General features: G+C 68.1%; 27 protein-coding genes. 12 read left to right on the top strand and 15 right to left on the bottom strand.

Annotated elements, in window-relative coordinates:
• Positions 1-43: 43 nt before the first annotated feature.
• The 5 genes from WFH44_RS00135 to WFH44_RS00115 form a co-directional block, all read right to left on the bottom strand.
• Positions 44-1,048 (bottom strand): universal stress protein, encoded by a 1,005-nt coding sequence (locus WFH44_RS00135; protein WP_336710747.1) that lies wholly within the window; start codon positions 1,046-1,048, stop codon positions 44-46.
• A 132-nt stretch (positions 1,049-1,180) separates the two neighbouring features.
• The gene (locus tag WFH44_RS00130; protein WP_336710745.1) at positions 1,181-3,514 is read right to left on the bottom strand and encodes a L,D-transpeptidase family protein; all 2,334 of its coding nucleotides are present in this window, start codon (positions 3,512-3,514) and stop codon (positions 1,181-1,183) included.
• A 331-nt stretch (positions 3,515-3,845) separates the two neighbouring features.
• Positions 3,846-4,649, bottom strand: coding sequence for a CPBP family glutamic-type intramembrane protease (locus WFH44_RS00125; RefSeq protein ID WP_336710743.1), 804 nt, complete (start codon positions 4,647-4,649; stop codon positions 3,846-3,848).
• 127 nt (positions 4,650-4,776) lie between these two features.
• Positions 4,777-5,175, bottom strand: a complete 399-nt coding sequence (locus WFH44_RS00120) for a hypothetical protein (RefSeq protein WP_336710740.1) — start codon at positions 5,173-5,175, stop codon at positions 4,777-4,779.
• Between the two features lie 78 nt (positions 5,176-5,253).
• Positions 5,254-6,030: a hypothetical protein gene (locus WFH44_RS00115; protein ID WP_336710738.1), complete on the bottom strand. Its 777-nt coding sequence runs from the start codon at positions 6,028-6,030 to the stop codon at positions 5,254-5,256.
• 161 nt (positions 6,031-6,191) lie between these two features.
• Between WFH44_RS00115 and WFH44_RS00110 the strand changes: the two genes are divergently transcribed.
• Positions 6,192-6,869: an HAD family hydrolase gene (locus WFH44_RS00110; RefSeq protein WP_336710736.1), complete on the top strand. Its 678-nt coding sequence runs from the start codon at positions 6,192-6,194 to the stop codon at positions 6,867-6,869.
• Here WFH44_RS00110 and WFH44_RS00105 read toward each other — a convergent pair.
• Positions 6,866-7,576, bottom strand: a complete 711-nt coding sequence (locus WFH44_RS00105) for a TetR/AcrR family transcriptional regulator (RefSeq protein WP_336710734.1) — start codon at positions 7,574-7,576, stop codon at positions 6,866-6,868. The two genes, WFH44_RS00110 and WFH44_RS00105, sit on opposite strands and share 4 nt — an antisense overlap.
• Before the next feature lie 137 nt (positions 7,577-7,713).
• Between WFH44_RS00105 and WFH44_RS00100 the strand changes: the two genes are divergently transcribed.
• Positions 7,714-8,661, top strand: coding sequence for an NAD-dependent epimerase/dehydratase family protein (locus WFH44_RS00100; protein ID WP_336710732.1), 948 nt, complete (start codon positions 7,714-7,716; stop codon positions 8,659-8,661).
• Positions 8,662-9,326: 665 nt separating this feature from the next.
• Positions 9,327-10,973, top strand: a complete 1,647-nt coding sequence (locus WFH44_RS00095) for a GAF domain-containing sensor histidine kinase (protein WP_336710730.1) — start codon at positions 9,327-9,329, stop codon at positions 10,971-10,973.
• On the opposite strand, the gene WFH44_RS00090 is transcribed toward WFH44_RS00095, so the two are convergent.
• Positions 10,970-11,671 (bottom strand): response regulator transcription factor, encoded by a 702-nt coding sequence (locus tag WFH44_RS00090; protein WP_336710728.1) that lies wholly within the window; start codon positions 11,669-11,671, stop codon positions 10,970-10,972. The genes WFH44_RS00095 and WFH44_RS00090 overlap by 4 nt on opposite strands.
• 266 nt (positions 11,672-11,937) lie before the next feature.
• Between WFH44_RS00090 and WFH44_RS00085 the strand changes: the two genes are divergently transcribed.
• A complete protein-coding gene (locus tag WFH44_RS00085) occupies positions 11,938-12,222 on the top strand; it encodes a DUF3040 domain-containing protein (protein WP_336710726.1) in 285 nt (94 codons plus the stop codon).
• A gap of 144 nt (positions 12,223-12,366) precedes the next feature.
• On the opposite strand, the gene WFH44_RS00080 is transcribed toward WFH44_RS00085, so the two are convergent.
• From WFH44_RS00080 to WFH44_RS00070, 3 genes are all read right to left on the bottom strand, one after another.
• Positions 12,367-12,654 carry a DUF1540 domain-containing protein gene (locus WFH44_RS00080; protein WP_336711768.1) on the bottom strand — a complete coding sequence of 96 codons (288 nt, stop codon included), beginning with the start codon at positions 12,652-12,654 and terminating at the stop codon, positions 12,367-12,369.
• A gap of 183 nt (positions 12,655-12,837) precedes the next feature.
• Positions 12,838-13,275 (bottom strand): Hsp20/alpha crystallin family protein, encoded by a 438-nt coding sequence (locus tag WFH44_RS00075; protein ID WP_336710724.1) that lies wholly within the window; start codon positions 13,273-13,275, stop codon positions 12,838-12,840.
• 137 nt (positions 13,276-13,412) lie between these two features.
• Complete coding sequence (locus tag WFH44_RS00070; RefSeq protein ID WP_336710722.1) at positions 13,413-13,661, bottom strand: hypothetical protein; 249 nt, start codon at positions 13,659-13,661, stop codon at positions 13,413-13,415.
• 195 nt (positions 13,662-13,856) lie between these two features.
• Between WFH44_RS00070 and gluQRS the strand changes: the two genes are divergently transcribed.
• A complete protein-coding gene (gene gluQRS, locus WFH44_RS00065) occupies positions 13,857-14,774 on the top strand; it encodes a tRNA glutamyl-Q(34) synthetase GluQRS (protein ID WP_336710720.1) in 918 nt (305 codons plus the stop codon).
• A gap of 66 nt (positions 14,775-14,840) precedes the next feature.
• Here gluQRS and WFH44_RS00060 read toward each other — a convergent pair whose 3' ends face one another.
• Positions 14,841-16,049, bottom strand: a complete 1,209-nt coding sequence (locus WFH44_RS00060; RefSeq protein WP_336710718.1) for a globin domain-containing protein — start codon at positions 16,047-16,049, stop codon at positions 14,841-14,843.
• 197 nt (positions 16,050-16,246) lie between these two features.
• Here WFH44_RS00060 and WFH44_RS00055 point away from each other — a divergent pair, with 197 nt between their 5' ends.
• The 4 genes from WFH44_RS00055 to WFH44_RS00040 all read left to right on the top strand — a co-directional run bounded on the left by WFH44_RS00055 (position 16,247) and on the right by WFH44_RS00040 (position 18,074).
• Positions 16,247-16,600, top strand: a complete 354-nt coding sequence (locus WFH44_RS00055) for an ArsR/SmtB family transcription factor (protein WP_336710716.1) — start codon at positions 16,247-16,249, stop codon at positions 16,598-16,600.
• Between the two features lie 2 nt (positions 16,601-16,602).
• Positions 16,603-17,088, top strand: a complete 486-nt coding sequence (locus tag WFH44_RS00050; protein ID WP_336710715.1) for an SRPBCC family protein — start codon at positions 16,603-16,605, stop codon at positions 17,086-17,088.
• Between the two features lie 69 nt (positions 17,089-17,157).
• Positions 17,158-17,637, top strand: a complete 480-nt coding sequence (locus WFH44_RS00045; RefSeq protein WP_336710713.1) for an SRPBCC family protein — start codon at positions 17,158-17,160, stop codon at positions 17,635-17,637.
• Between the two features lie 20 nt (positions 17,638-17,657).
• The gene (locus WFH44_RS00040) at positions 17,658-18,074 is read left to right on the top strand and encodes a VOC family protein (RefSeq protein ID WP_336710711.1); all 417 of its coding nucleotides are present in this window, start codon (positions 17,658-17,660) and stop codon (positions 18,072-18,074) included.
• Positions 18,075-18,155: 81 nt separating this feature from the next.
• Here the strand turns inward: WFH44_RS00040 and WFH44_RS00035 are convergent, their stop codons facing one another.
• The 4 genes from WFH44_RS00035 to WFH44_RS00020 all read right to left on the bottom strand — a co-directional run bounded on the left by WFH44_RS00035 (position 18,156) and on the right by WFH44_RS00020 (position 22,476).
• Positions 18,156-18,950 carry an SRPBCC family protein gene (locus tag WFH44_RS00035; protein WP_336710709.1) on the bottom strand — a complete coding sequence of 265 codons (795 nt, stop codon included), beginning with the start codon at positions 18,948-18,950 and terminating at the stop codon, positions 18,156-18,158.
• Between the two features lie 143 nt (positions 18,951-19,093).
• Positions 19,094-20,701, bottom strand: coding sequence for a 4-hydroxyphenylacetate 3-hydroxylase family protein (locus WFH44_RS00030; RefSeq protein WP_336710707.1), 1,608 nt, complete (start codon positions 20,699-20,701; stop codon positions 19,094-19,096).
• 72 nt (positions 20,702-20,773) lie between these two features.
• The gene (locus tag WFH44_RS00025; protein WP_336710705.1) at positions 20,774-21,385 is read right to left on the bottom strand and encodes a flavin reductase family protein; all 612 of its coding nucleotides are present in this window, start codon (positions 21,383-21,385) and stop codon (positions 20,774-20,776) included.
• A gap of 128 nt (positions 21,386-21,513) precedes the next feature.
• Positions 21,514-22,476 carry an AraC family transcriptional regulator gene (locus tag WFH44_RS00020; RefSeq protein ID WP_336710703.1) on the bottom strand — a complete coding sequence of 321 codons (963 nt, stop codon included), beginning with the start codon at positions 22,474-22,476 and terminating at the stop codon, positions 21,514-21,516.
• 136 nt (positions 22,477-22,612) lie between these two features.
• Here WFH44_RS00020 and WFH44_RS00015 point away from each other — a divergent pair, with 136 nt between their 5' ends.
• From WFH44_RS00015 to WFH44_RS00005, 3 genes are all read left to right on the top strand, one after another.
• On the top strand, positions 22,613-23,050 hold the full coding sequence (locus WFH44_RS00015) for a pyridoxamine 5'-phosphate oxidase family protein (protein WP_336710701.1): 438 nt from the start codon (positions 22,613-22,615) through the stop codon (positions 23,048-23,050).
• Between the two features lie 25 nt (positions 23,051-23,075).
• Positions 23,076-23,603, top strand: coding sequence for a pyridoxamine 5'-phosphate oxidase family protein (locus WFH44_RS00010; protein WP_336710699.1), 528 nt, complete (start codon positions 23,076-23,078; stop codon positions 23,601-23,603).
• Positions 23,604-23,822: 219 nt separating this feature from the next.
• On the top strand, positions 23,823-24,731 hold a 909-nt coding region (locus WFH44_RS00005), incomplete at its 3' end, for a thiamine pyrophosphate-binding protein (protein ID WP_336710697.1).

Genomic DNA, 24,731 nt, shown 5'->3' with positions numbered 1-24,731 from the left:
TTTGCATGCAAATGCATGAAACGCCATCCCGGCCGGCCAAGGGTCACGCAGGCTCTTTCGGAACCACCATCATCGGGCAGCTGCCGTGGTGCAGGACGGCCTGGCTGACCGAGCCCAGCAGCAGGCCCGGGAAGCCGCCGTGGCCGCGGGTGCCGAGCACCATCAGTTCCGCCGTCCGCGTGATGTGGACCAGGATCTCGGCCGGTTTGCCAATGTAGAAGTTCCAGCTGACGTCCAGCTCCGGGTAGCGCTCCCGGACTTCGGCGAGCACCGGGTCCAGCTCGCCGGCCACATCCTCACGGAAGCGGTCCGCATTCTCGCCGTGGTCAAGCCAAATGGAGTCCCGGTAGAACGGCGCACGCGTGGAGACCAGCCGCAGCGGGCGGCCGTGCGCCTGCGCCGCGGATGCTGCCGCCCAGACCGCCGGATTGTTGACGCCCAGGGCATCGATGCCCACCACCACCTGGCCCCCGTAGTTCCAGCTGGAGTCCTTGTCGTCCGGGTGCAGCCCCTTGTTGCCGCGCATGCCGGGCGGCGAGGAGACCAGCCACGGCAGGTAGCCGGTCTCCGGGCGGCGGGCCTTCACGCGGCCGTTGTCCGGGGTTCCGCCGTCGCGGCCGCCGCCGGCCGTCCAGTTCTGCGGCACCACCACCGTGGGACAGGCGGCGTGGGCCGCCAGGGCCGAGGAAACGCTCCCCAGCAGCCGGCCGGTGAATCCCCCGCGTCCGCGCTTGCCGACGACGGCGAGGCCGGCATCGTGCGAGAGGTCCACCAGGATTTCGCTCGGGTCGCCCGCCACCACGCGGCTCTCCGCCGGAACGTTGCCGGCCTTGGCCCGATCGAGCGCCTCCTGCAGCAGGGTGTGCCCGCCGTGCGCGGCCGCATCCGCGTAGCGTTCGCTGACCATGGGATCGTCTACCGGAGCCGGGGTGAAGGCGCTGACCAGCTGCACCGGCCAACCGCGGTTTTTCGCCTCCGCCAGGGCCCAGTCGAGGGCCTGCCTGCTGGTGGGCGAACCATCAAAACCTACGAGCACGACCTCTTCCATGTACCCACACTATGGGAGTGCCGCGCCGCTGAGTAGAGGCGGCATCCCGCCCGGCCCGGCTGCGGGGAAGACAGCAACGCGGGGCGTGAGCCGGCTCCCGGGGACCGGCTCGCGCCCCGCGTGCGGCGGCGGTCAGGACTTGAAGATGTCCGCCCGGACGCCCATGACGATCCGGTCCCCCGGCTTGGCCGTCTTCAGGTACCTGGTGACGTTGGACAGGTCCAGCGCGATGCAGCCGTAGGTCGGCACCGGGTTCGCATGCAGGAAAATCGCGAAGCCCGCTCCCTGCCTGATCGGCGAATCCGGCGGCCGGTTGTAGTTGATCACCGCGCCCTGCCGGTAGTCGCCGGTAGGAGCCCGCATGATGCTGTACATCTGCTCGTCCGGCCAGCGGTTGAAGGACGACTCGAAGTACTTGTTGTAGCCGCCGCCCGGAGTCCCGGACCACTGCGAACGCGAATTGAGCTTCCGGTAGGCCAAGCTGGTGCCTGGGTTGCCCTCCCCGAACGCCTCGGTCACGGAGAAGCTGCCCTGCGGGGACCACCGGTACATGGTGTGGCCCGAGGCGACGCCCGGCTTCTTGAACCCGCTCAGCCCGACCGTCGCCTTCGTGGTCTTCCACTCCTGCCGGTAGACTGAGCCGACACGCACGCAGTTGATGAAGCTGGCCTTGTAGGTGCCGTACTTCTCCGAGATCGCGAAGGAAATCCGGTCCTTCCAATAATGCGCGTACCGGGTCTTGTGCGCTCCCAGCGCCCAGCACTCGTTCTTCGGGTACATCACCGCGCCCACATTCGCCGCCACCAGCGAGCCGCCCTGGAAGACCTGGGTGGTCTTGCCGCTGCGGGCGGCACTGTCCTGGATCGGATAGCCCAGGGCACCGCCGGCACCGCCGCGCTGCTTCCAGCTATGCAGGATCTGGGCCGTCATGGTGTGCGCCCCGGCCGCCGGCGAGTACGAAATCTGCCCCTTCTGGAAGGTTTGTACGCAGCCGGAACCGCGCAGCCCGCAGGCCACGTCAGAGGTCGGATACCCCATCACCCCGAGCTCGTAGCGCGCGGCGGCGTATTTACGACCGACGGCGTGCTTCAGGTTCACGGCCCGCGCGCCGGTCTTCGCCGTCCAGTACAGGGCCACCCGGGCCGTGCTGGTCGAGGAGTACTTGTACGTCCGCACGCAGCCGGAGCCGGCCAGGTTGCAGTTATAGCCATTCACCGGGACGTAGCGCAACTGCTTGGCCCGTGCGTCCAGCGCCCGCTGGCCGTAGAACACGTGGGTCTTCTCCATCGACACTCCGGCAGAGCCGGCCACCAGCACGCCGCCCTGGTAGGGCTGGTGCAGCACGCCTGCGGTCGTCTTTGCCGGTTCCTTCGGGTAGCCGAGCGCCCCGTCCTGGCTGTTCCGCTTCTGCCAGGCGGCCAGGAACGGCTCGAGCACCGGGACGGCGCCCGTCGCCGGCGAGTAGGAGATTTGGCCGTGCTCGAAGCTTTGGCGGGCCCCCTTGCCCTTCAACCCCGTGGCCATGTCCGAGGTCGGGTAGCCTAGCTTGCCGCCCTCCCAGCCCGCGGCCCGGTAGGCCTTCCCCACGGCGTGCGTCAGCTCGACCGCATGGGCGCCGGTGTCCGCACTCCAGTAAACCGCGATGACCCGGCTGCTCGAGGCCGACGGCTTGTAGCTGCGCACGCAGCCTCCGCCTGGGAGCCCGCAGTTGAAGTCTTTGAGGGGCAGCAGCCCCAGTTCGCGGGCGCGGTCATCCACGGCCAGTTCGCCGCGCGTCGCGGAAATCCTGCCGTGCTGGAAGGTCTGCGAGGCGTTGCCCGCACCGTCGATCGCCAGGTCGGAGACGGGATAGCCGTACTCCCCGGCCTCGTACCGCGCCAGCTTGAAGACACCGCCGACGTAGTGCCGCAGGTCGACCGGGTGCGCCCCGGTAGCCGGGCTCCAGTAGATCGCGATCCGCTCGGTCCCCTCCGGTTCGGCGGTATAGGTGCGCACGCAGCCGTCGCCGGCCAGTTCGCACTTGAACTCGTTGTACGGCACCAGTTTCAGCTCTTCCGCCTTGGCCTCGATCGCCTCGCGGCCGTCGTTGGCGGCAGCCGCGGCCTGGCTGCGTTCCGGTTCGGGGGCGGGCGAAGGGGACGCGGACGACGGCGGGACAGCGCCTTCCGTGGGAGCGTCCGTCTGCGGCGCTTCGGGTGAGGGCTCTGCAGGGGCCGGCGTTCCCGGTTCCGTGGCCTGATCGATCCCCGGCCCGCTGGCAGGCACGGAGCCGGAGGCCGGGGCAGTTTCTCCTCCGGGAGCGGGCCCGGTGGCGGGCGGGGATGCCGCGCCGGCGCCACCGTCCGCCGGGGCGGACGGGGCCGGTTCGGAGGCAGCGTCCGTCGACGGCTGCGTGGTAGCGTCGGCCGTCGCTTGGCCGGACGCTGTTCCTCCGGCCTGCTGGGCGGTGGCGGCCTGGGCCGGCATCCCGGCAAACACCAGGGCCGATAGCGCGAGTGCCGTGGCGGCGGTCCGGGTTGTCCCGGCGAGCCACGAAGCGGTGAGACGTTTAATGATGAACCCCCAGAGGTGCGAGCCTTACAAAAGTACGAGCGGATAGGGAGTGCCGCCCCTCACAGCGGTGCTTCCCCCTGCACAGTATGGGACACAAACGCCGGAATCCGGCATGCGCCCCCGCAGAACAGCGCGCGGAAACCCAAAAACGTCCGCCCAGGTGCCGCCGTCGTCGGATGCATTAAGTCGTTCAGGACGGTACTGCGGAGGCCCGGTGGGCGTGCCCGGCAGCCTCGACGCATGGTCACCGGGGTCCGGGCTGAATTCGGGCCACGAGCAGCAGGTGGCAGCCGACCAGCACCAGCACGGCAGCGGCCGCCATGACGAGCAGCGGCACCACCGGCTGGCGGAAGACGTCCAGCGATCCGGAGGCCTCCAGGGTGGTGATCACGCCGTTGAGCGCCAGGAAGTTATGGAAGGCCACGGTGCCGTAGACGCTGCGGGAAACGAAGAAGAAGATGCTGGTCACGAGGCCGATGAGCGTGAGCAGCAGCGCCAGTTCCCAGGTGTTGAACGGCGGTGAGTGGGCGAAGTGGTAGAGCCCGAAGAACACGCTGGAGACCACGGTGGCGACCAGGACGGCCAGCCAGCGGTCCAAGTGCAGCAGCGACGCCTCCACCAGGCTGCCGAGCACGCACCAGCAGACCAGGATCTCGGCCATCGACACCACCAGGACCTGCGCGTAGACGTTCACCAGCACCATCGGCTCCAGCAGCCGGCCGCCCTGCGCGATGTAGAGCACAAAGCCGAGGACGGCGCCCGCCAGCACGGCAGCCAGGGAATAGCGCCAGCCGTTGAAGCCAGCCCGCCGGAGGTCCACCGTGCCGGCCTTCGCGAAGATCCACAGCACCAGGACCGACCCCAGGACGCCGATCACGAGGTTGGCGACGAGGGCGTACACGAGCCGGTCCGTGACCGCCTCCGGCCGCCGCAGCGTCAGGCGCAGGCCCTCGAGCAGGTATGTTGCCGCCATCCACACGGCGAACAGCATTACGGCGGCGACGACGGCCTGCCCGGCATAGGGAACCGCAGACGGGCGTTTCGACACACCGCGCATCAGCGGACACCCGCCCGCTCACATGCTGTTGGGTGGGACATGGCGGCTCTTCCTCTACCCCCGGCCCATGCTAGGTCAGCGCCTGGCTCCAGCCCATAGGGAGAAGGTCCCTGTTCCCTTAGAGGATCATGACGAGGAAACCCGCCAGCAGGGACACCACGCCGACCGAGGTCAGGATCTTGCCAAGCAACAGCGGCACTTCGCCGGGTTTGGACGGTTCCGCGGTGCGCCAGCGGGTCGGGTCGTGGGAGTCGTAGTAGACCAGCACGTCCGATCCTGACGCCGCTGGGAGGGTCTCGCCGGGGGCCAGCACCGCCTCGAGGAAGCCATGCTCATTGTCGAACCAGCGGACCCCGCTCCGCACGCCGTCGTCGAACGCCACACCCTCGGCGCTGCGCCACTTCACCCCGGCCACCCTGACCAGCCAGGCCACGAGCAATAGCACAAGACCCGGAGCCAGCGTCGCCCAGGTCACCAGCTCCGAGATCAGACCTATGGTCTCGAGAGCGTCGGACATGCACTGATCGTACGCTCAGCCGTCCCGTTCCGGATGGCGGCGCGGTTGCGGAAAGGTAAATTGTCTTTCCGCTGCGCCTCAGGCCCCCGGCCCCTGGTCGATCCGGTCGACCTGGGCCGCTACGAAGCGGATGTGCTTCCAGCCGCGCCGGGCGGCGGCCGACGTCTGGCTGTCGACGAGCGCGCGCTTGTTCTCCAGCACCGCCAGCAGCGTGGCGTCCACGATGTCCTGCCGCAGTTCCTTGAGCCAGCCGCTGCGGATGCCCGGCTGGACCGGCAGGCGCAGCCACTCGGTGACGACCCCGCCCAGGTACATGGCCAGCAGGATCGAAGCGATCCCGATGAAGACCAGGTACAACAGCGGCACCGCGAAGCTTACGGCCAGCACGGAGGGCACGATCAGCAGCACGATCAGGAACAGCCGGAGGAACATGGCCCGCGAGAGCATGCCAGCCTCCTGCCGGCGGGCGATGACCGGCGCGAGGCCGCGGGTGTAGTTGGAGCGGGCCTTGAGCAGCCACCGCTTGGGGTTGCCCAGCTTCGCATTGACGATCTGCTCGGCCTCCTGCAGCTCTGCGGGATGTGCCTCCCGCAGCCGCACCAGCAGCTCGTCGTCGCGGTCCGCCCATTTCCTGGTTAGGCGGTGGTCCGCTGCCGCCGCCAGATGATGCAGCCCCAGCTGCCCGGCTTCCCTGGCGACGGCCTCGGGATTGCCACGCTGGATGGCAGGCTGGAGCTGTTCACTGTCCTGGTGTTGGGTCCGCACGCCATAGCGCGGCGACCCGTCCTTGAGCTGGTACACGGCGATACTCGATCCGGTCAGGCACATGGCGGGGCAGGTCGTCGGGGTCCGCATGCGTCGACGGAGGCGGCCCCTGCTGCCGTGAATTTTTGCCTTACTAGGTTACTGCAGATCGGCGCGGATAGACATCGCCCGAGGGCCGCACTTCCAGCCCAAGTGCCCTGCATGTGGCTACACTCTGAGCATCACCGCAGACCAGGCAGGAGTTTGCTTCCATGACAACTTCGGGAAAGCCCGGCGTCCTTTTTGACGTCGACGGGACACTGACGGACACAACCTACCTGCACACGCTCGCCTGGTGGCATGCGTTCCGGCAGCAGGACGTGCTGGTACCGATGGCGTTCATCCACCGAGCCGTGGGGATGGGCGCCGACAAGCTGATGGACCATCTGCTCGGCGAGGACCGGGACCGCTCCCTGGACTCCGTGATGGAGGACGCGCATGCCGCGGTCTTCTCCACCTACTGGCCGTCGGTCCGCGCTTTCGACGGCGCCAAGGACCTGCTCCTGCGCTGCGCCGGCTCCGGGCTGACCGTGGTGCTCGCGTCCTCCGCGGTCCGCCGGGAGCTGGAAGTGCTCACAGCGGCACTGGACGCGGACGATGCCATCGCCGCGGCCACCAGCGCCTCCGACGCGGAGCAGAGCAAGCCGGCTCCCGACATCCTGGAGGCCGCCCTCGCCGCGGGCGGACTCCGAGCCGGCGACTGCCTGTACGTCGGCGATACCGTGTGGGACGTGAAGGCCGCCCAGCAGCTGGGCATGCCGACCATCGGGGTTACCTGCGGCGGCACCAGCGGCGCCGAGCTGCGGGAGGCCGGAGCCGCGGAAACATACCGGGACCCGAAGGAGCTCCTGGCGGCGTTCGACGCCAGCTTGCTCGGCCGGCTGGCCTAGGTCCGGCGCGCCGCTTCCCCCAGCCCGGCCAGCTCCACCAGCGTGTCCAGCTGCTGCTCGAACAGCTCCTCGGGACGGCTCAGGGTGCCGCCGTACTGCCCGAAAACCTCGAAGCTCACCGCACCGAAGAGCGTGGCCCAGACCTGCAGCCAACGGCTAACGACGGCGGCGGGCGCTTCCAGCGCGTACTCGCCGCGGATTGCCTCAAGGTCCTTTGCCAGCTGTTTCGGAAGCGGACCAACACCCGGGGCAGCAAGGGCCCCGGCCCGCCAGGCGGCTTCGGCAATCGCCACCAGGGCCAGCACGACGCGCGTCCCAGGCCCGGTAGTACGCTCCGACGGGGCTTCGTAGCCGGGCACCGGGCTGCCGTACAGCAGCGCGTAGCGTGCCGGTTCCCGCAGGGCCCAGCCGCGGACGACCCGCGCCAGCGCCCTGAGCCTTCCGGGAAAGTCCGCTTCCGGCAGTCCGCCCACCGCCTCGTCGACCGCGTCGCCCAGCGCGTCGTAGGCGTCGACGACCAGCAAGGTCAGCAGCTCGTCCCGGCTCTTGACGTACCGGTAGACCGCAGAGGAAACGACGCCCAGGTCACGGGCGACCGCGCGGAGCGAGAGGGCCGCCGCCCCCTGGGAGGCCAGATGCTCCCGGCCGATCCTGACGATGTCGCTGATGGTTTGTTCGCGGGCGCGTTCGCGCGGGGTGCCGGGCATGGCTCCACCTTGGCCACAACAGAGAGCGCTGTCAACTTTCAAGAGCACTGCTCTTGACATTCCCCGGACCGAAGGCGATCGTAGGTGGGAGAGCAGTGCTCTCTCACCTACGATCCTCCACGGAACAGGAAGACCCCATGCGGCAGCTACAGATCGTCACAGGAGCAGGACCGGTCGGCTGGACCATCGCTGAACAGCTGGCCGCGCAGGGCCACCAGGTCCGCGTGCTGACCCGTTCGGGCTCCGGCCCGGAACATCCACTGGTCGAGCGGCGAGCCGTCGACGTCTCGCAGGCCGATCTGCTCGAAGCCGAGTTCGATGGCGCAGCCGCCGTTTTCCACTGCACCCACGGCAGCGCCTACAGCGCGCGCGCCTGGGCGGCGGAATTGCCCGCTGCCGAGCAGGCGGTGCTTGGCGCGGCCGGCGCAGCGGGCGCCGTCGTCGTTTTCCCGGAAAGCCTCTACTCCTATGACCGCCCGCAACCGGGCATGGCGGAAAGCGGTTCGCGGGCCGCCGCCGGCGGCAAGCGCGGCATCCGCACGCAATTGCTCCAGGCCCGGGAGGCCTCTGGCACTCCGAGCGTCAGCGTGGCCGCCTCCGACTTCTTCGGTCCGCGGGTGCGCAACGCCCATGCCGGCGAGCGTATGGTCCCGGCCGTCCTCGCGGGGAGGACCGTCCGTGTCATGGGCCGGCCCGACGTGCCGCACTCGTTCACGTATGTCCCGGACCTGGCCGCGGCGATGATCTGCGCCGCGCAGCAGCCGAAGGTGTGGAACTCGGTACTGCATGCGCCGACCGGCCCGGCCGTGACACAGGAAGGCCTCGTCCGGGTCTTCGCCGATGCAGCCGGCGTCGCGGCGCCGAGGGTAGGTTCGCTGCCGGGCTGGTTGATCCGCACCCTGGGAACCGCGCTTCCCGACCTGCGCGAACTGGCAGAAACCCTCTATCAATTCGAGGAGCCGTTCGTGCTGGAATCACGCCACACACAGGCACTGCTCGGGCTCACGCCAACGCCGCTGGCCGACGCCGCCGCCGAGACGGTGAACTGGTGGCGGACGGAGCTCCGCCGGCCCGCCCCAGCATGATTGTCCGGCCTTTGGCATGCGGCGTATCCTGACAGCACGCGGGCCCCGAGGCCCGAACCATCCCCCAACCGGCCATCCCAGAGTCAAGGGGCCGCACATGACCATCCCCCAGCCGCCGCCCGAGCCCAGCCCGGACCCCACCTCGCCGCAGCCGCCGCCGGGCGGACCGGAGCCCGTTGAACCCGAGCCCTTCCCGAACCCGGGACCGGACCCGGTTGAACCCGGCCCCTTTCCGGACCCGGGGCCCGGACCCGGCACTCCCGGGCGGGAACCGCCGCCGCCCCCGCCCGGTCCTGGCCCCGGACCGCTGCCGGTACCCGAGCCCGGCCCCTTGGTGCCGCCGCGGCATCCCCGCCCCGGGCAGAACTGAGCCTCCGGCGCGGGCAGCCCGGGCACAGACCTTCGGAGCGGATCCTTTAAAATATCCGGCGCGTTAAAAAATATCGGGCACGCCCTCACCGGTCATTGTCCCCATTGACCCTTACCGGCTGGTCCTGCAGACCCCCCTCCTGCTGGACCGTCGGGCGCGCCCGAATTCCAGCATGCCGCGTATCGGAATCGCTCAATAGGGCTGAAGGTCCCGCCTCCGCTCTGCTAGCCTGCCAGTAGCGACGGCGGTCCTGGGTGCTATCGAACGTCTGTCGTTCAGCCACAGGAGGTGGAACATGGCGCCATGGAGGGTGCGGGACCCGAACGATCTGGCCCGCGCGGAACACCACATCCAGGAATTGATTTCGGCCATTGTCTCCATCGCGGAAAATCACAGCCTTGGGTCGATCCTGGAACAGGTGGTGCAGGCCGCATGCACCCTGGTGGATGCGCGGTACGGCGCATTGGGGGTGGTCTCCAGCGGCGGCCCGTTCCTGGAGAACTTCATTACGGTCGGCATGACCCAGGAGCAGATCGACCGGATCGGGCCCCTCCCCGTCGGGCACGGCGTGCTGGGCTTGTTGATCCGCGACCCGAAGCCGATCAGGATGCATGATCTGGGCAAGCACCCGGATTCCTATGGCTTCCCCCCGAACCATCCGCCGATGCAGTCGTTCCTGGGCGTGCCGATCCGCGTCTCCGGGAGAGTCATCGGCAACCTGTACCTGACCGAGAAACGCGGCGGCGGCGACTTCACCCATGAGGATGAGGAACTCGTGGTCGCCTTGGCCGCGGCCGCCGGCGTTGCGGTCAACAATGCGCGGCTGTTCACCGAATCGGAACGCCGCGAGCAGTGGCTCGAGGCCTCCATGGCCGTCGGTGCCGCCATCTCGTCGAGGATCCCCGAGACGGCCGACATCATCGCCCGCAATGCCCTGACCGTCCCGGACTGGGCCTGGGCCGCCGTCGGCTTCCCGTCGGAAGATGCCGGCAGGCTCCTCCTCGCCGCCGTCGGGGGCGAGGAGCTGGGAGGAACCCGGGCCGGGAACATCGACCTTCCATCGCCGATCCTCTCGACCCTTTGGGACCTCGAGGAGCCGACGGTCCTCAAAGACGGCACCGGCTTCCTCGGGGAGGAGCTTGGCGCGAAACTGGGGCCGCTGTTACTCACTCCGATCTGCCCGCAGGAAGGGCCAAAGGGCCTGCTGATCCTCGGCCGTATCCGCAACACGGGACCCGTTCCCGCCGTCGACCATAAGATGAGCACGGTGTACTGCACCCACGCCGCGCTGGCCTTGGACTCTGCGCGCGGCCAGCGCATGCGGGAGGATTTGGTGGTCTTCGAGGACCGTGACCGGATCGCCCGGGACCTGCATGACCTGGTCATCCAGCGGCTCTTTGCCGCGGGCCTGAACCTGCAGAGCCTGCGCCGCTACTCGGCCGCACAGCCCGTCCAGGACAGGATCAGTGCCCTTGCTGGCGACCTGGATGACACGATCCGGCAGCTGCGGGACACCATCTACTCGCTCAAGCCGCCCGGGGCGGGGGAACTGCTGAGCAGCAGGATCCTCCAAACCGTCCAGAACACCGTGGAATTCGTCCCGTTCTCGCCGCGGGTCCGGATGGAAGGGCGCGTCGACGGGCCGGTGCCCCCGGAAGTGGCCAGCCACCTGCTGGCCGTGCTGATAGAGGCCCTGAGCAACGCCATCCGGCATGCCAAGGCCAGCGCCATCGATGTGGCGGTTACTGTCCACGAAGAAGCCGGCGAACCGGCGTCGCTGGAGTTAGCGGTCCATGACAACGGACGCGGCATCAGGGGCGAATTCCACAGCAGCGGCCTCGCCAACATGGAGCAGCGGGCCGTCCTGCTGGGCGGCTCCCTCGAACTGGCCAGCGGACCCGGCCGGGGAACCCTCGTTCGGTGGCAGGTGCCCCTGCCCTAGTGCTCGTGCAAGCGCCCCGGATCGCCCCCGTCGGCTCCTTGCTTGGCCACATAGACCGCGGCCTGGGTCCGGCGCTCGAAACCGAGTTTGGCCAGGACGGAGGAGACGTAGTTCTTCACGGTCTTCTCCGCGAGGAACATTTCCTCGCTGATCTGCTTATTGGTCAGCCCCTGGCCGATCAGGCCAAGGATCCGCTGCTCCTGGGGGCTGAGGTCCTCCATGCGGGGGTCGACGGCCCCCGGCTTCGTCATGCCTTCGACCACGCGGGACTCGATGCCCGGATCGAACAGCGTCTCGCCGGCTGCGGCGCGCCGCAGGGCGGCCACCAGGTCGTTGCCGCTGATCTGCTTGAGGACGTACCCAACCGCGCCGGCGAGGACGGCGCTGCGCAGGGACCGCTCGTCGTCGTAACTGGTCAGGATCAGGCAGCGCAGCGACGGGTCAATGGAACGGACGTCCCGACAGACCTCGATCCCCGTGCCGTCCGGAAGACGGACATCGAGCACGGCCACATCCGGGTGCAGCGCGGGAATCATCTTGGTGGCTTCCCGTGCGGAACCGCTCTGGCCGACAATCTCGAAACCTTCGCCCTCCAGCAGGTCCTGCAGGCCCCTCCGAACCACCTCATGGTCGTCCAGGATGAAGATCCGCAGCCGTTTGGTGCCATTGCCTGCGGCCTGCTCCGATGCAAGCTTCACGAATTTATGCCTCTCCCTCCCCGCGGCGCCGCTTCCCGGCTCCCCCACTGACCCCTGCCGGGTGCTGGGCGCCATCCTTGACCATCTTGCCGTTCGACGTGACCCCAGACAAGGTATGAAGGTCCCGTTACCTTCCGCCGCCTGTCCGGACGCCCGCGCATAACGATCCGGACCGCTGCCAAGGAGCCGCGGAATTTCATGCACGGAGCGCACGCAGGAAGCGTACATTTAGAGGTACGGCGCAACGCTGCTCCTGGGAGGTCGACATGTCCCTGTCGGACGAAGAACAACAACGGCTGGCCAAGCTTGGGCGCCAGCTGGAAGAGGAAGATCCGCGCCTCGCCAAATCCCTCTCCGGGAACGGAATCAGGTTCTTTGGATTCACCATCGGGGCCGGTATCCTCGTGGCTCTGGCCGGCGCGCTGCTGCTCTTCGTGGGGATCGCCGGCAACTCGCTGCTGCTGGCGATGCTCGGCATCATCGCCTTCTGCGCCGGGCTGATGGTTTCCGGCGCTGATTGGTTCCGCGCCCACGTGCGTCACCGGCACTGACGCGAGGCACCACCGCTGCTCCTGCGCGCGAGTGCCGCCGGCCCGGCCGCAGCTGGCGGGCCGGGCCAGCGGGATGATCAGGTGAAGCCGCGCGGACTGTGTCCCCGGGGCCACGCGGACTGTGTGCTCGAGCCAGGCGGCGGGTCAGCGCCGGTGTTCGTACGTCAGGCAGTCCGCATTGTCCGCTCCGGGACCGACATGTACCTGCGGCGCCTGGCAGAGCAGATGGTCGTTGTGCGTGCATTCGGCCCGCTGGCACGCGCCGACCGTGGCCAGCACCTTGGGCAGGCCGCCATGCTTGCCGATGTCGACGAAGGTGGCGCACGCAGCGTGGTCTTCGCCGCCGCCAACCGTGATTGCCGGCGCCGCGCAGTTGTCATGGTCGTTGAAGGAGCATCGGGTCACGCTGCAGTCGGCAACGCTGGTGTTCACAGTCATGTTCACTGCCTCCGTGCTGTTGCGGGCGGGCCAGGCCCTTCCAGCCAGCATAGGCCCGCCCCGGCCGGCTAATGAGTGCCGTCTTTGTGACGTATAGGGCCGGTGCGGCCGGCCGGCCCGCCGGTCCGGACATACGCCTTCCCGGGTGCCGGGCCGGCCGTGCCGCCGGGCGGCCCGCTAGCCGCGGGTGATGTGGATCTTGCGGGCCGGTTCCTGCTCCGTTTCGGCCGGCAGCGGCGCACGGACTTCCAGCACGCCGTCGCGGTAGGTGGCCGAGATGTCGTCGTTCTTCACGCCCTTGGGCAGCGGGATGCTGCGCGAGAACGAGCCGTACCGGAATTCGGACCGGTAGCGGTCCTTGCCCTTCTCCTCGGTCCGCTCCTGCCGCTGCGCGCGGATGTGCAGGTGCTCCTCCGCGACGGAAATATCGACATCCTGCTCCGGATCGATGCCCGGAAGCTCAGCACGGACCACCAGGGTGTTCCCGTCCACCAGTTCCTCAACCCGGATGGAAGAGGATTCCAAGTCCCCTTCGAACATGCGGCGCAATGGCTCCATCATTTCGAAGGGCGAGCGCCGCAGGTCGAAAGAGGGCCGTTTGAACACTTCATTCATTTGTAGCTCCTCACGTCAGGACAGTGCGGTTCAGCCGCACAGGGTCAAGACTTCCAGCCCGCTGGAAGCCCCGCAAGGGCAAAAGCGCCTACCCGGACGGTCTCGCAAACGTTGCCCGATGACCGGCGCGGCCGCGCTCAGGCGTACCAGAACCAGCCGGGCGGTTCCCAGCCGTCCGGGACCGCGTGGGCGGAAAACTGGCCGCATTCGATGCAGGTATAGCTGGCCTCGGCCGGCTTGGCGGTGCCGGCCGCCAGCACTCGGGCCGGAACAAACTCCTCGTAGACCAGGAATTCATCGCTACCGCAGGCCTCACAAAACGGACGCTGTGGGGTTGCCAGGCGGATCGGTCCGGACTGCGACGGGCGGGTTTTCAGGAAGGGCATCTTCGCTCCAATGATGAGTCCAAATTCGCGCTAAGGATGGACCAGCCGCCCCACGCCTCGACCGGTCCTTGTCACGTCGTTTAAGCATGTAACGGATCAGTGACGGCGGGGAGGGCCTTAAGTCCCGGCACCCGCCTCAAGTGCTACCGCGCCGTCCGCCACAGGCACCGGAAGCCGCTTTGTAGACTGGTGACCGTGCCCCAGACTCCACGCGGCGCCGGCCGCTTCGCCCCCAGCCCTTCGGGCGACCTGCATGTGGGGAACCTGCGCACCGCCGTACTCGCCTGGCTGTTCGCCCGCAGCACCGGCCGCCGTTTCCTGCTCCGGATAGAAGACCTGGACCGTGCCCGCGCGGGAGCCGAAGCGACACAGCTGGCCGACCTCGCCGCCGTCGGTCTCGACTGGGACGACGGCGTGGCCCGCCAGAGGGACCGCAGGCCCCTTTACAGACGCGCCATCGTGCAGCTGGCAGAGGCCGGACTGGTGTACGAATGCTTCTGCACCCGCCGGGAAATCTCCGAAGCCCCGAGCGCTCCGCATGCGCCCGCGGGCGCCTACCCCGGAACGTGCCGCAACCTCACGGACGGCGAACGGGAACGACGGCGGCAGGAACGTCCCGCGGCGCTGCGGCTGAGGGCTTCGGTCACCGAATACACCGTGGCCGACGAGCTGCACGGAGACTTCACCGGGACCGTGGACGACTTCGTCCTGCTGCGAAACGACGGCGTCCCCGCCTACAACCTCGCCGTGGTCGTCGACGATGCCGACCAGGGCATCGACCAGGTCGTGCGCGGGGACGACCTGCTCAGTTCCGCCCCGCGCCAGGCCTACCTCGCCTCGCTGCTGGGCCTGCCGCGCCCGCACTACGCGCATGTCCCGCTGGCGCTGAATGACCACCACCGGCGGCTGGCCAAACGCGACGGCGCCGTCACCCTCGCAGCCCTGGCCCTGGCCGGGTTCGGCGCCGAGGACGTGCGGCACCTCATCCTGGCCTCGCTCGGCCTCCCGCGGGGAACGCTGGCGGACGCGCTGCCGTCCTTCGATCCGGCCCGGCTTCCGCGGGAAGCCTGGATCTTCGACCCGCCCTCCCTCCCGGATCGAGTGGGCGGCTGATGCCCCTTCCGGCCAAGAACGGGCATCGGCTGAACACCCGATCCGGAAGTGCGGGCCGGGGTGTTCCTATTCGAAGTCGGCCAGCCAGAGGTCCGGGCCGAACACTTCGTACTGGATGTCCTTCGCCGGGATGCCGCGGGCGATGAGGGCGGTGCGGACGGCCTTCATGAAGACCAGCGGGCCGCAGAGGTAGAACTCGGCGTCCGCCGGCAGTTCGGTGTCGGTGAGGTCCATGTAGCCGACATTGACGCCCTCGACTTCCTGCGTCCGGTGGCCCGGTTCTTCGTACCAGACCGCCATCGAGCCGTACTGGAGCTTCGCGAGGTCCTCGGTGACCTGGTTGCGTAGCGCGAACGTCTCCTCGGAGTGGTCGGCGTGGAACAGCACCGTGGTCCGGGTCGAGCCGTCCTTGACCAGGTGCGAGAGCATTCCGGCCATCGGCGTGATGCCGATGCCGGCGCTGGCCAGCACGATCGGCCGGTCCGAGTACTCGAGCACGACATCTCCGAAGGGCGCCGAGAGCACCAGCTCGTCGCCGACTTTGATGTCCCGGTGCAGCAGGGTCGAGACCTCGCCGTCGGGCTTGCCGGATTCGTGCACCCGCTTGACCGCGAACTGCCGGTGCTCGCCGTCGTCGGCCCGGGTCAGGCTGTACTGCCGAGGCTGGTGCACGCCGTCCGGCATCAGCTGCTTGAGCGTCACGTACTGTCCGGGCAGCGACGGCTTGACCGGCCGGTCGTCCGTCCGCTCCACCACGAACGTCACGACGTCGGCGGTCTCTTCGATCCGTTCCGCCACCCGCCAGGTCCGCCAGACCGTGTCCGGCTGCAGGTGGACCGCGTCGTAGAGCCCGCGTTCCTTGTTGATCAGCAGGTTGGCCATGAGCCAGTAGACCTCGTCCCAGGCGTTCGCCACGGGTTCGGTCACCGCCTCGCCCAGCACGTCGACGATGGCCCACATCAGGTTGTCGTGGACGATCTGGTACTGGTCCGGCCGCAGGCCGAGCGACACGTGCTTGTGCGCGATCCGCGACAGCAGGTGGTCCGGCAGGTCGTCCGGGTTCTCGATCAGCGTCGTGGCAAAGGCGGCGATCGATCCCGCGAGCGCCTGCTGCTGCCGGCCGTCCGCCTGGTTGCCGCGGTTGAACAGCCCGTCCAGCAGGTCCGGATGCTCGCCGAACATGTGCTGGTAGAAGCGCTGGGCGATCTCCTGGATGTTCTCCCCCACCACGGGGAGGGTCGCCTTGATGACGGGGGTGGAAGTATCGGACAACATGCTCAAGACTCCTTCGCTGGCCAGTGCCTGCCGTTCGTTCCAACAACCCCCAGCTTCCTCCCCTCCGCGGCGTAGCACCACCCGCAATCTGCCCCTCGCATCCGGGCGAAAATCCGCCGTCACGCCTCTTGACCAATGCGGTGCGCGGGAGTAGATTCGTTGTCAACCAAGTGGTTGATAAATGAGGAAGTTGACTAATGGATACGGACGACGGCATCCTCGACCTGGCCTTCATGGCCCTGGCCGACCCGGTCCGCCGCCGCATCATCGCCCGGCTCAGCCGGGGGCCCGCAACGGTCAACGAACTGGCGGAACCGTTTGAGATCACCAAGCAGGCGGTTTCCAAGCACATCCAGGTCCTCGAGCAGGCGCAGTTGGTAACCCGCACCCGCGAGGCACAGCGCCGGCCCGTCCACCTGAATCCCGCGCGGCTGGAGGCCCTGACGTCGTGGATCGACCAGTACCGGCTGGTCCGCGAGGCGCAGTTCAGGAGCCTCGATGCCGTCCTTCGCTCCCAGGCCGCCGCCGGCGGTCCGCGACCCAAGGAATGACCATGAGCAATGACCTGAAACTCGATCTCCCGTCACACCTGCCCTTCATCGACTACGAGCGCGATTTCGACTTTCCCGTGGCCGATGTCTTCCGCGCGCACAAGGATCCGGCCCTGCTCAAGCAGTGGCTCGGGCCGCGCGGCCTGCACATGGAGGTGGAGCACTACGACTTCCGGACCGGAGGCAGCTACCGCTACATCCACACGGATCCGCCCGGGACGCCGTACACCTTCGGCGGGATCTTCCACACGGTGCGCGAAAACGAGTTTGCCGTCCAGACCTTCGAGTTCGGCGGCTACCCGGACGTCGTGAGCATCGAATTCCTGACCTTCCAGGACCTCGGCGAAGGGCGCTGCCGCCTGGTCGGCCACTCCGTCTACCCCACCATCGAGGCGCGGGACGGCATGGCGCAGTCCGGCATGGAGGGCGGCATGAGCGAGGGGTATGAGCGCCTGGAGGAACTGCTCGCCGCGCAGCGGGTGTCTTGAATTGCAGCAGGCATCTTGAAATAAGGACGCCCACGCCCGGCCCGGCCGGACATTGGAGAGGAGCACACCATGAGCAACGCACTGACCGTCACGAATCCCGAGGGCCTGCCCTACACCGAATACGAGCGCGAGTTCGACGCCCCCGCCGCCGCCGTCTTCCGCGCGCACACCGACCCGGAGCTGTACCTGCAGTGGATCGGCCCGCACGGCCTGACCACCCGGATCGAGGAGCACGACTATCGGACGGGCGGATCCTTCCGCTTCGTCCAGCACGGGAACGACGGCGTCGAGTACGCCTTCCGCGGCACGGTCCACAACGTGCGGGAGGGCGAGTTCATCCTCAACACCTTCGAATACGAGGGGTGGCCGGACGTCGTCACCCTCGAATACACCAGGTTCGAGGACCTGCCGGGCGGCCGGTCGCGGCTCACCGGGCGCTCCGTCTTCCCCGACCTGGATTCCCGGCAACGCTACCTGGAGGAAGGGATGGAGCGTGGCATGACCGAAGGCTACGATCGACTCGACACCCTCCTAGCGCAGGCCAGCTGAACCGCCCGAAAGGAGCCTCCATGGACTGGACGCTCGAAGTTGTCATCGTCCCCGTGAGCGATATCGAACGGGCCATCAGTTTCTACCGGGACCAGCTGGGCTTCGCCCTGGACCACCACACGGTGCACGGGGAAATGGATTTCGCACAGCTCACTCCGCGCGGCTCGGGCTGTTCGATCGTCATCGGGAACCTGCCGGGGCAGAGCGACATGGCGCCAGGCTCGCTGCGCGGCCTGCAGCTGGTGGTTTCCGACGCCGAGGCGGCCCGCGAGGAGCTGCTGGGCCGCGGCGTCGACTGCGGCGAAATCTCCGTGATCGACCCGCGGGACGGGGGCACCTTCTTCGGCTTCAGCGACCCGGACGGCAACACCTGGGCCGTGCAGCAGATGAAGGTGCGGGCCGGGAAGCCGCTGATTCCGCACGAGGCGAGAATCTGAACAAGGCGGGACGCCGCAGGCCCGCGGTTACGTAACCGCGGGCCTGCAGCGTCTCTGCCAACCAGCCTGGGCCCGGCCGGCCTACTTGAGGTTGTCGCCCCGCTCGACGTGCCCGCGCGTGGCTTCGAGGTCCGGATCGTTGCCCTCGATGACCGTCCTCTCCGTTTCCACCACGACTGCGTCGGGCGGAGTCAGCACTTCGTCGGTGACGACAGTATCGGCCGGAGCCAGTACTTCCTCGGTGATGACCACGGTCTCGTCGTCGTCCTTCTTCGCCGCTGCTGCCGCTGCCGCCACGCCCGCGGCCGCCGCACCCGCCGCTGCCACGCCGGCGGCGGCGGCCTTGCCGGAGATGCCGGCCTTGCCCGAGTCGCCCAGCGAGGAGGCGGCGGCTTCCGTGCCGGGCGTTCCGACCGCCGCGCCTTCGTTGACGGAGCCGCGCCAGGCGCCGGTGGCGTACCGCTCCGACTCGATGAACTCCTTGAAGCGTTCGAGGTCGCCCTCGGCCTGCTTCTCGACGATATGCAGCTTGTCGCCGACCTTTTCGACCAGGCCCTCGGGCTCGTATTCGAGGGACAGGCTGATCGAGGTCTGGCCGCCGCCCACATCCTCGAATTCCACGGAGCCGGCATTGGTGGCGCCTTCCGTTGCGGCCCAGGCCACCTTGCGGTCCGGCACCTGTTCCAGGATCCTGGCCTCCCAGCGCCGCTTGACGCCGGCGATTTCCGCAACCCATTCCAGCCGATCGTCGCTCAGCTGGGTCACGCTCTTGACGCCGCCCATGAACTGCGGGAATTCCTCGAACTGCGTCCACTGGTTGTAGGCGGTGCTGACCGGAACATTGACGAGGATTCGCTTGTCGACCTTGGTGCTCATTGCTTCTCCTTCGACGGTGGGGGTCCTGACCAAAATGCGTCAATTAGTCAGGTTGCTTACGATACCGTCCATCACGTCGGCCCGACACCCGAAACAGCAGATCCGGCCGCGGGCGGTTTTGCCTCGTGCCGGCAACCGCGAGGTCAGTGTTTCTTGAGGAAGATGCTGACGTCGTCGTTGTTGATGAGGTCCGGGACGGTCCAGCCGTCGAGGTCGTACTCGCTCATGCACTGGTCCGCGAAGCCGGTCATCATGTCGGTGTGGCCCTGGGCCTGCGCGGCGAACAGGATCTCGGCTTTCACGTTCTCGTGGTTGCCCGCGTAGTTGCGCTCGTAGAGCTCATGCCGGCCGCCGAACTCGGTCCCGATCGCGTCCCAGAGCAGCTTCATGAGCTTGACCCGGTCCACGGCCTGGATACCGTGCGACCCGCGGATGTACTTGTCCAGATAGGGCCGGATCTCCGGGGTCTTGAAGTCCAGCGCGGAGGAGTTCAGGTAGATCAGGCCGGAGGCGACGTCCTGTTCGATGATCTCCTTGATCCGCGGATAACCGGTCGCCATGAACATGCGGTAGGCGAGCCCGTAGTCGAGCTTGGGCAGGATGGTGCCGTTGGGGCCCTGGTCCGGGTTTGCCGCCATGGCGTCGGCGAGGGCGTAGAACATGTTGCGCCAGCCGATGACCTCGCCGGCGCGCGACTGCACGCCGCGGAAGTCCTTGGTGCCGGCGATCTCCAGGGCCTTGAGCAGCAGGCCGGCGATGAAGTCCAGCTTCACGGCGAGCCGGATGACGCCCTGGAACGTGAACCGGTTGAGGAAGCCGGTCTGCGGGAGGAAGTTGTTGACCTTTTCCACGTCCCCGTAGGCGAACACGTTCTCCCACGGCACGAGCACCTTGTCGAACACGAACACCGAGTCGTTCTCGTCCAGCCTGCTTGAGAGCGGGTAGTCGAACGGGGTTCCCATCACCGCAGCCTGGTGGGAGTACGACGCACGGGAGATCAGCTTCACGCCCGGTGCGTCCATCGGGACCGTGCAGATCAGCGCGAATTCCTTCTTCTTGATCGGCAGCCCGTAGTGCGCGATGAAGTTGTACTGCGTGATGGCCGAGCCGGTCGCCACCACCTTCGCGCCGGAAACGACCAGGCCCGCGTCCGTCTCCTTCTCCACCTTCATGAACACATCGCCCACCTGGTCGGTCGGCAGGTGGCGGTCCACCGGCGGGTTGATGATCGCGTGGTTCCAGTACAGAACCTTCTCCTGCGACTCGTTGTACCAGCGGGTCGCGTTGTCCTGGTAGGGCTCGTAGAAGTCCGGCATCCCGCCCAAGGTTCCCAGGAACGCCGCCTTGTAATCGGGCGACCGGCCCATCCAGCCGTAGGACATCCGGGCCCAGGTCTCGATCGCTGTGCGGGAGGCCTTCAGGTCATCGACGCTGCGGGCGGCCTTGAAGAACGGATTCGTCAGCCCGCCTGACCCGGTATCCGTCGGAGCCAGCAGCTTGTCCGCGGTCTCCGGCTGGTGGAAGCCGTCGTAGAGCCGCGCGACCATGCGGATCGAGTTGCGGAAGGCTGGGTGCGTGGTGACGTCCTTGACCCGTTCGCCGTAGATCCAGACTTCCCGGTCGTCCTTGAGCGAGTTGATGTATTCGTCGCCGGTCTGCGGCTTGAGCGGGTTGGCCGGCGTGGTCCGGGCGCTCATGTCCAAGGTGTCGGAACCTGTGGCGGTTTCCTGCGTTTCGAGGGTTTCAGTCATGGTGGTGCTTCCTTCCGTACGGGGTGGAGGGGCCGGCTGCCGCCGGCTTCGGGGAGGGTCCCGGTCTGCCGGTCAGGCGTTGACCAGGATCTTGAAGGAATCGGCGCCGGAGAACCAGCCCGCGTCCAGCGAATCGCCGCAGTGGTGCCACGGGCTGGGTCCGGACAGCGGCCCGATTTCGCGGAACTTGCCGCCGAAGAACAGCAGCGGGTCCCGCTCGGTGGTCTCGAGCTTGTGGACCTCGCCGATCACGATGATGTGGTCGCCGCCGTCATAGATCCGCCAGGGCCGGCACTCCAGGGTGGCCTTGTTCGCCAGCAGCACCGGTACCTCGCCGTCGAGCGTCCACGCCGGCTCGTCCGGCAGGGCCCTGCCCGCGAAGTGCCAGGCGACGTCCAACTGCTCCTGCGAGAGGATGTTGACCGCGAACGGAGCGTCTTCCAGGTACTGGGCCGCCTTGGAACTGCGGGTCAGCGTGACCTGCGCCAGCGGCGGATCCAGCGAGACCGCGGTGAACGCGTTCACGGTGGCGCCGTGCGGTGTGCCGTCCGCGGACCGGCAGGTCACCACGGTGACACCGGTGGCGAACTGGCCGAAGGTGTTGCGCAGTTCCCGCGGATCGATCGTCGGCGTTCCGGCCGCCCGCCCGCGGGGATCGGGCGACGACTGGTTGGTGGTGGTCATGTCACTCTCCTTCATGCCGCCGGTTGTCCTTCCGGCAGTCATGAGTGTTCCAAGTCACATCGGCCTGCGGGTGGCCGGGACGCGGATGCGGCGGGAGAGTGAAAAAGCGCGTCCGGCAAGTGCAAAAACTACGACGGCGGGGTCCCGGCTGCCCTGCGCGCCTGCAGCGGGGTCATGCCGAACCGGGCCTTGAAGGCACGGCTGAAGTAGCTTTGGGACGCGAAACCGGTCCGGTCCGCTATGGCCCCGACCGGCGTCGTGCTCCTGCTCGGATCGGCCAGGATGCTGCTGGCGAGCTCCAGCCGCCGGGCGAGGATGTACTGGCTGGGCGGCTCGCCGTTTTCCGCGGCAAAGACGCGGGCGAGGTGGCGTTCGCTGACGCCCACCGCGGCGGCCACCACGGCCGGACTGAGGGCTGGATCGCCCAGGCGGTCCTCGATGCAGGCCTTCGCGGCAGCCAGGTACCCCTCGCCAGTGCCGCTGCGGCAGCCGGAGGCCAGCAGGCCCAGGAGCTCGAGCGCGCGGTGCTCGGCCGACTGCGGGTTGGCGGCCGGGTCCTGCAGTGTCCCGCTGACGAGCTTCGCCAGGGCGTGCATGTGCAGGTCCGCGGCGCCCTGCCGGTTGAAGTCGAACACCTTCGGCCGGACCAGGTCGCGGCCGCCGGAAAGTCCGCGGTATTCCTCGCGCGGGATGGTCAGCACCATTTCGCGCACACCGCTGCTGAAGCCGCGCATGAACGGCCGGTCCACGTCATACATCACGGCCTGGCCGGGGCGGAGCGCCTCGAGGCCGCCCTGATAGTAGAAGAAAGCCTCGCCCTCCAGCGCGAAGAACACGGCGACGACATCCATGGGGTTCTGCCGGATGTACTTTTCGTTGCGCTCGACGACCTGCGGACTGCCCTTGACGTGCGCGAACTGCAGCGACGGAAGATGCAGGTTCACCTCCGCCGCGCGCAGCGGAGCCTCGTCCATCGTGCGGATGTCCAGCGAGATGAGCGCCTTTGCATTGTGGTGTGCCCACAGCTCCATGCGGTTGGCGGCAGGGATGCCGGTGGTGCTGAACTTCAGGGACCTGGGCGTCATGCTCATGAACCCAGAAGTGTAGCGTGCATCACACGCACCACCCAGCTTCCCCTTCCACTGGGCGGGACCGGCAGGATCCTTTCGGCCCTCGCCGGAAGCACCGCCCTACCCAGCAGGCGGAGTTCCGTGGCAGAGTGGCGGCATGGACGACCTCCCGCGGATTCCGGATGCCGAGCACCCCGTGCAGGTCCTGACCGAGGCCGAATGCCGGGATCTGCTGGCGGGCGCGCAGCTGGGGCGGCTGGCCCTCAGCCACCGCAACGAGCCCGACATCTTCCCGGTCAACTTCTGGACCCATGGGAGTGCCTTCCTGGTGCACGGCCCCCAGGACGTGCGCGCCGCCGTCGGGCGCTCCGGCCGGCACGTCGTGCTGGAGGCGGACGGACGGGAGTCCGGCACCGTCTGGAGCGTGATGGCCAAGGGCACCGTGAGGGAGCTCGATCGGCCGGAGGAACTTGAGGCCGTCCGGCAGCGCCAGCTGCGGGCCTGGATCCTCGCCCCGGACAGCGCCTTCCTGGAACTCAGCCCCGACAAGATCACCGGCCGGCGCATCGCGGTCGGACCCGAAGAACGCTACTGACCGAGGACCCCAGCGAGGAGCCGGCATGTCCGAGCAGCATCCGACGAGCCCGCATCGCCGGCCGTTCATGGCCGGTGTCACGGAGCCGAAACTCCCTAACCCTGAACCGACCGCGGCGCCGCCGCCACTCCCCGGGCCGGAGAATCCCGTGCTGGAGCTGGACCAGGAGGAATGCTGGGACCTGCTGATCGGCACGATGCTGGGGCGGCTCGCGGTCAGCGTCAGGGACCGCCCGGAGCTGTATCCGGTCAACTTCCTGGCGCACGATCGGCGCCTCCTCATCCGCACGGCGCAGGGCACAAAGCTCGCGGCCGCCACGGTGAACAGCAGCGTGGCGCTCGAGGTGGACGGCCGGTCCCTGCATTCGCTCTGGTCGGTCGTCGTGAAGGGCACCGCCCGTATCCTGCAGACGCAGGCGGAACTGGCGACGGCGGAGGCCCTGCCGCTGCACCCTTGGACATCGACGGCGAAGACCACCTACGTGGAGATCGTGCCCACCGCAATCAGCGGGCTGCGGATCGCGCTGGCCGAGGGTTTCCGGCTGGAAAGGTAAGGCAGCGCGCGCAAGCCGCGGAAGTCCGCCGTCGTGATGGAATACCGGCGGGTAGTATGGCCCCGCTCACAATCATTACTGCACTGTGTCCTGTCCCGCGGCGTTCGTTCGGCTTATTGCTGTACCTTTTGCTCAACCGGGGCGAACGCTGATCATGCATCCGCACATTGACGCGTCCCAAAAAGTACTTTGGTTCAACGGGGAAAGAAGGACAGCAGAATGACGCAGACCGCAGCGGAGCAGGCCCAGGCCTTGCCGGCGTCCGGCACATTGATGAAGTCGGCCGGGCATGTCATTGTCGACACGCTCCTGGCGCACGGCGTCGAGCGGACCTACGTGGTTCCGGGCGAAAGCTTCCTGGACGTGCTGGACGGCCTGCACGAGTCCCCGATCGAGACGGTCGTCTGCCGGCACGAAGGCGGCGCCGCGTACATGGCCGAGGCCGACGGCAAGATGAACCAGCTTCCCGGCATCGCCATGGTCACCCGCGGCCCGGGGGCGGCCAACGCGCACGTCGGCCTGCACACCGCCTGGCAGGACTCGACCCCGATGGTGCTCTTCGTGGGCCTGATCCCGTTCGAGCACCGCGACCGCGAGGCCTTCCAGGAGTTCGACATCAAGGGCTGGTTCGACACCGGCGCCAAGCGCGTAATGGTCCTCGACCACCCCGAGCGCGCCTCCGAGATCGTCGCCGAGGCGATGTTCGCGGCCATGAGCGGCCGCCCCGGCCCCGTCGTCGTCGGCCTGCCCGAGGACGTCATCCGCGAACAGGTCGATGCGACCCTGCACCCGGCGATCCCCGTCGCCCCGGGCGGCATGAGCGTCACCGACTGGAAGGCGCTGAAGGCCGCGCTGGAAGAGTCCAAGAAGCCGCTCTTCGTCACCGGCGGCAACGACTGGACCCAGGAGGGCGCGACCCTGCTGACCCAGTGGCTCGAGGAGCACAACATCCCCGCCGCCGCCGAATGGCGCTGCGAGGGCAACATCCCGTTCAGTTCACCGTCCTACGTCGGTCCAATCGGCTACGGCCGGCCCAAGCCCACCTACGACCTGCTCGAAGAGACGGACCTGCTGGTCTTCGTCGGCACCGTCCCGGGCGACGTCATCACCGACGGCTTCCTGGTCCGG

It is taken from the genome of Arthrobacter sp. USHLN218 (genome assembly GCF_037144715.1).
GTDB lineage: Bacteria > Actinomycetota > Actinomycetes > Actinomycetales > Micrococcaceae > Crystallibacter.
This window is presented reverse-complemented; position numbering and strand designations above follow the sequence as displayed.

Coding starts and splice junctions, on each gene's coding strand:
- WFH44_RS00100 (WP_336710732.1), top strand. CDS start 7,714: ATGCGGCAGCTACAGATCGTCACAGGAGCAGGACCGGTCGGCTGGACC.
- WFH44_RS00040 (WP_336710711.1), top strand. CDS start 17,658: ATGGACTGGACGCTCGAAGTTGTCATCGTCCCCGTGAGCGATATCGAA.
- WFH44_RS00025 (WP_336710705.1), bottom strand. CDS start 21,385: ATGACCACCACCAACCAGTCGTCGCCCGATCCCCGCGGGCGGGCGGCC.
- WFH44_RS00135 (WP_336710747.1), bottom strand. CDS start 1,048: ATGGAAGAGGTCGTGCTCGTAGGTTTTGATGGTTCGCCCACCAGCAGG.
- WFH44_RS00055 (WP_336710716.1), top strand. CDS start 16,247: ATGGATACGGACGACGGCATCCTCGACCTGGCCTTCATGGCCCTGGCC.
- WFH44_RS00105 (WP_336710734.1), bottom strand. CDS start 7,576: ATGCCCGGCACCCCGCGCGAACGCGCCCGCGAACAAACCATCAGCGAC.
- WFH44_RS00035 (WP_336710709.1), bottom strand. CDS start 18,950: ATGAGCACCAAGGTCGACAAGCGAATCCTCGTCAATGTTCCGGTCAGC.
- WFH44_RS00050 (WP_336710715.1), top strand. CDS start 16,603: ATGAGCAATGACCTGAAACTCGATCTCCCGTCACACCTGCCCTTCATC.
- WFH44_RS00110 (WP_336710736.1), top strand. CDS start 6,192: ATGACAACTTCGGGAAAGCCCGGCGTCCTTTTTGACGTCGACGGGACA.
- WFH44_RS00030 (WP_336710707.1), bottom strand. CDS start 20,701: ATGACTGAAACCCTCGAAACGCAGGAAACCGCCACAGGTTCCGACACC.
- WFH44_RS00060 (WP_336710718.1), bottom strand. CDS start 16,049: ATGTTGTCCGATACTTCCACCCCCGTCATCAAGGCGACCCTCCCCGTG.
- WFH44_RS00045 (WP_336710713.1), top strand. CDS start 17,158: ATGAGCAACGCACTGACCGTCACGAATCCCGAGGGCCTGCCCTACACC.
- WFH44_RS00070 (WP_336710722.1), bottom strand. CDS start 13,661: ATGCCCTTCCTGAAAACCCGCCCGTCGCAGTCCGGACCGATCCGCCTG.
- WFH44_RS00010 (WP_336710699.1), top strand. CDS start 23,076: ATGTCCGAGCAGCATCCGACGAGCCCGCATCGCCGGCCGTTCATGGCC.
- WFH44_RS00115 (WP_336710738.1), bottom strand. CDS start 6,030: ATGCGGACCCCGACGACCTGCCCCGCCATGTGCCTGACCGGATCGAGT.
- WFH44_RS00020 (WP_336710703.1), bottom strand. CDS start 22,476: ATGAGCATGACGCCCAGGTCCCTGAAGTTCAGCACCACCGGCATCCCT.
- WFH44_RS00085 (WP_336710726.1), top strand. CDS start 11,938: ATGTCCCTGTCGGACGAAGAACAACAACGGCTGGCCAAGCTTGGGCGC.
- WFH44_RS00120 (WP_336710740.1), bottom strand. CDS start 5,175: ATGTCCGACGCTCTCGAGACCATAGGTCTGATCTCGGAGCTGGTGACC.
- WFH44_RS00075 (WP_336710724.1), bottom strand. CDS start 13,275: ATGAATGAAGTGTTCAAACGGCCCTCTTTCGACCTGCGGCGCTCGCCC.
- WFH44_RS00095 (WP_336710730.1), top strand. CDS start 9,327: ATGGCGCCATGGAGGGTGCGGGACCCGAACGATCTGGCCCGCGCGGAA.
- WFH44_RS00015 (WP_336710701.1), top strand. CDS start 22,613: ATGGACGACCTCCCGCGGATTCCGGATGCCGAGCACCCCGTGCAGGTC.
- WFH44_RS00130 (WP_336710745.1), bottom strand. CDS start 3,514: ATGCCGGCCCAGGCCGCCACCGCCCAGCAGGCCGGAGGAACAGCGTCC.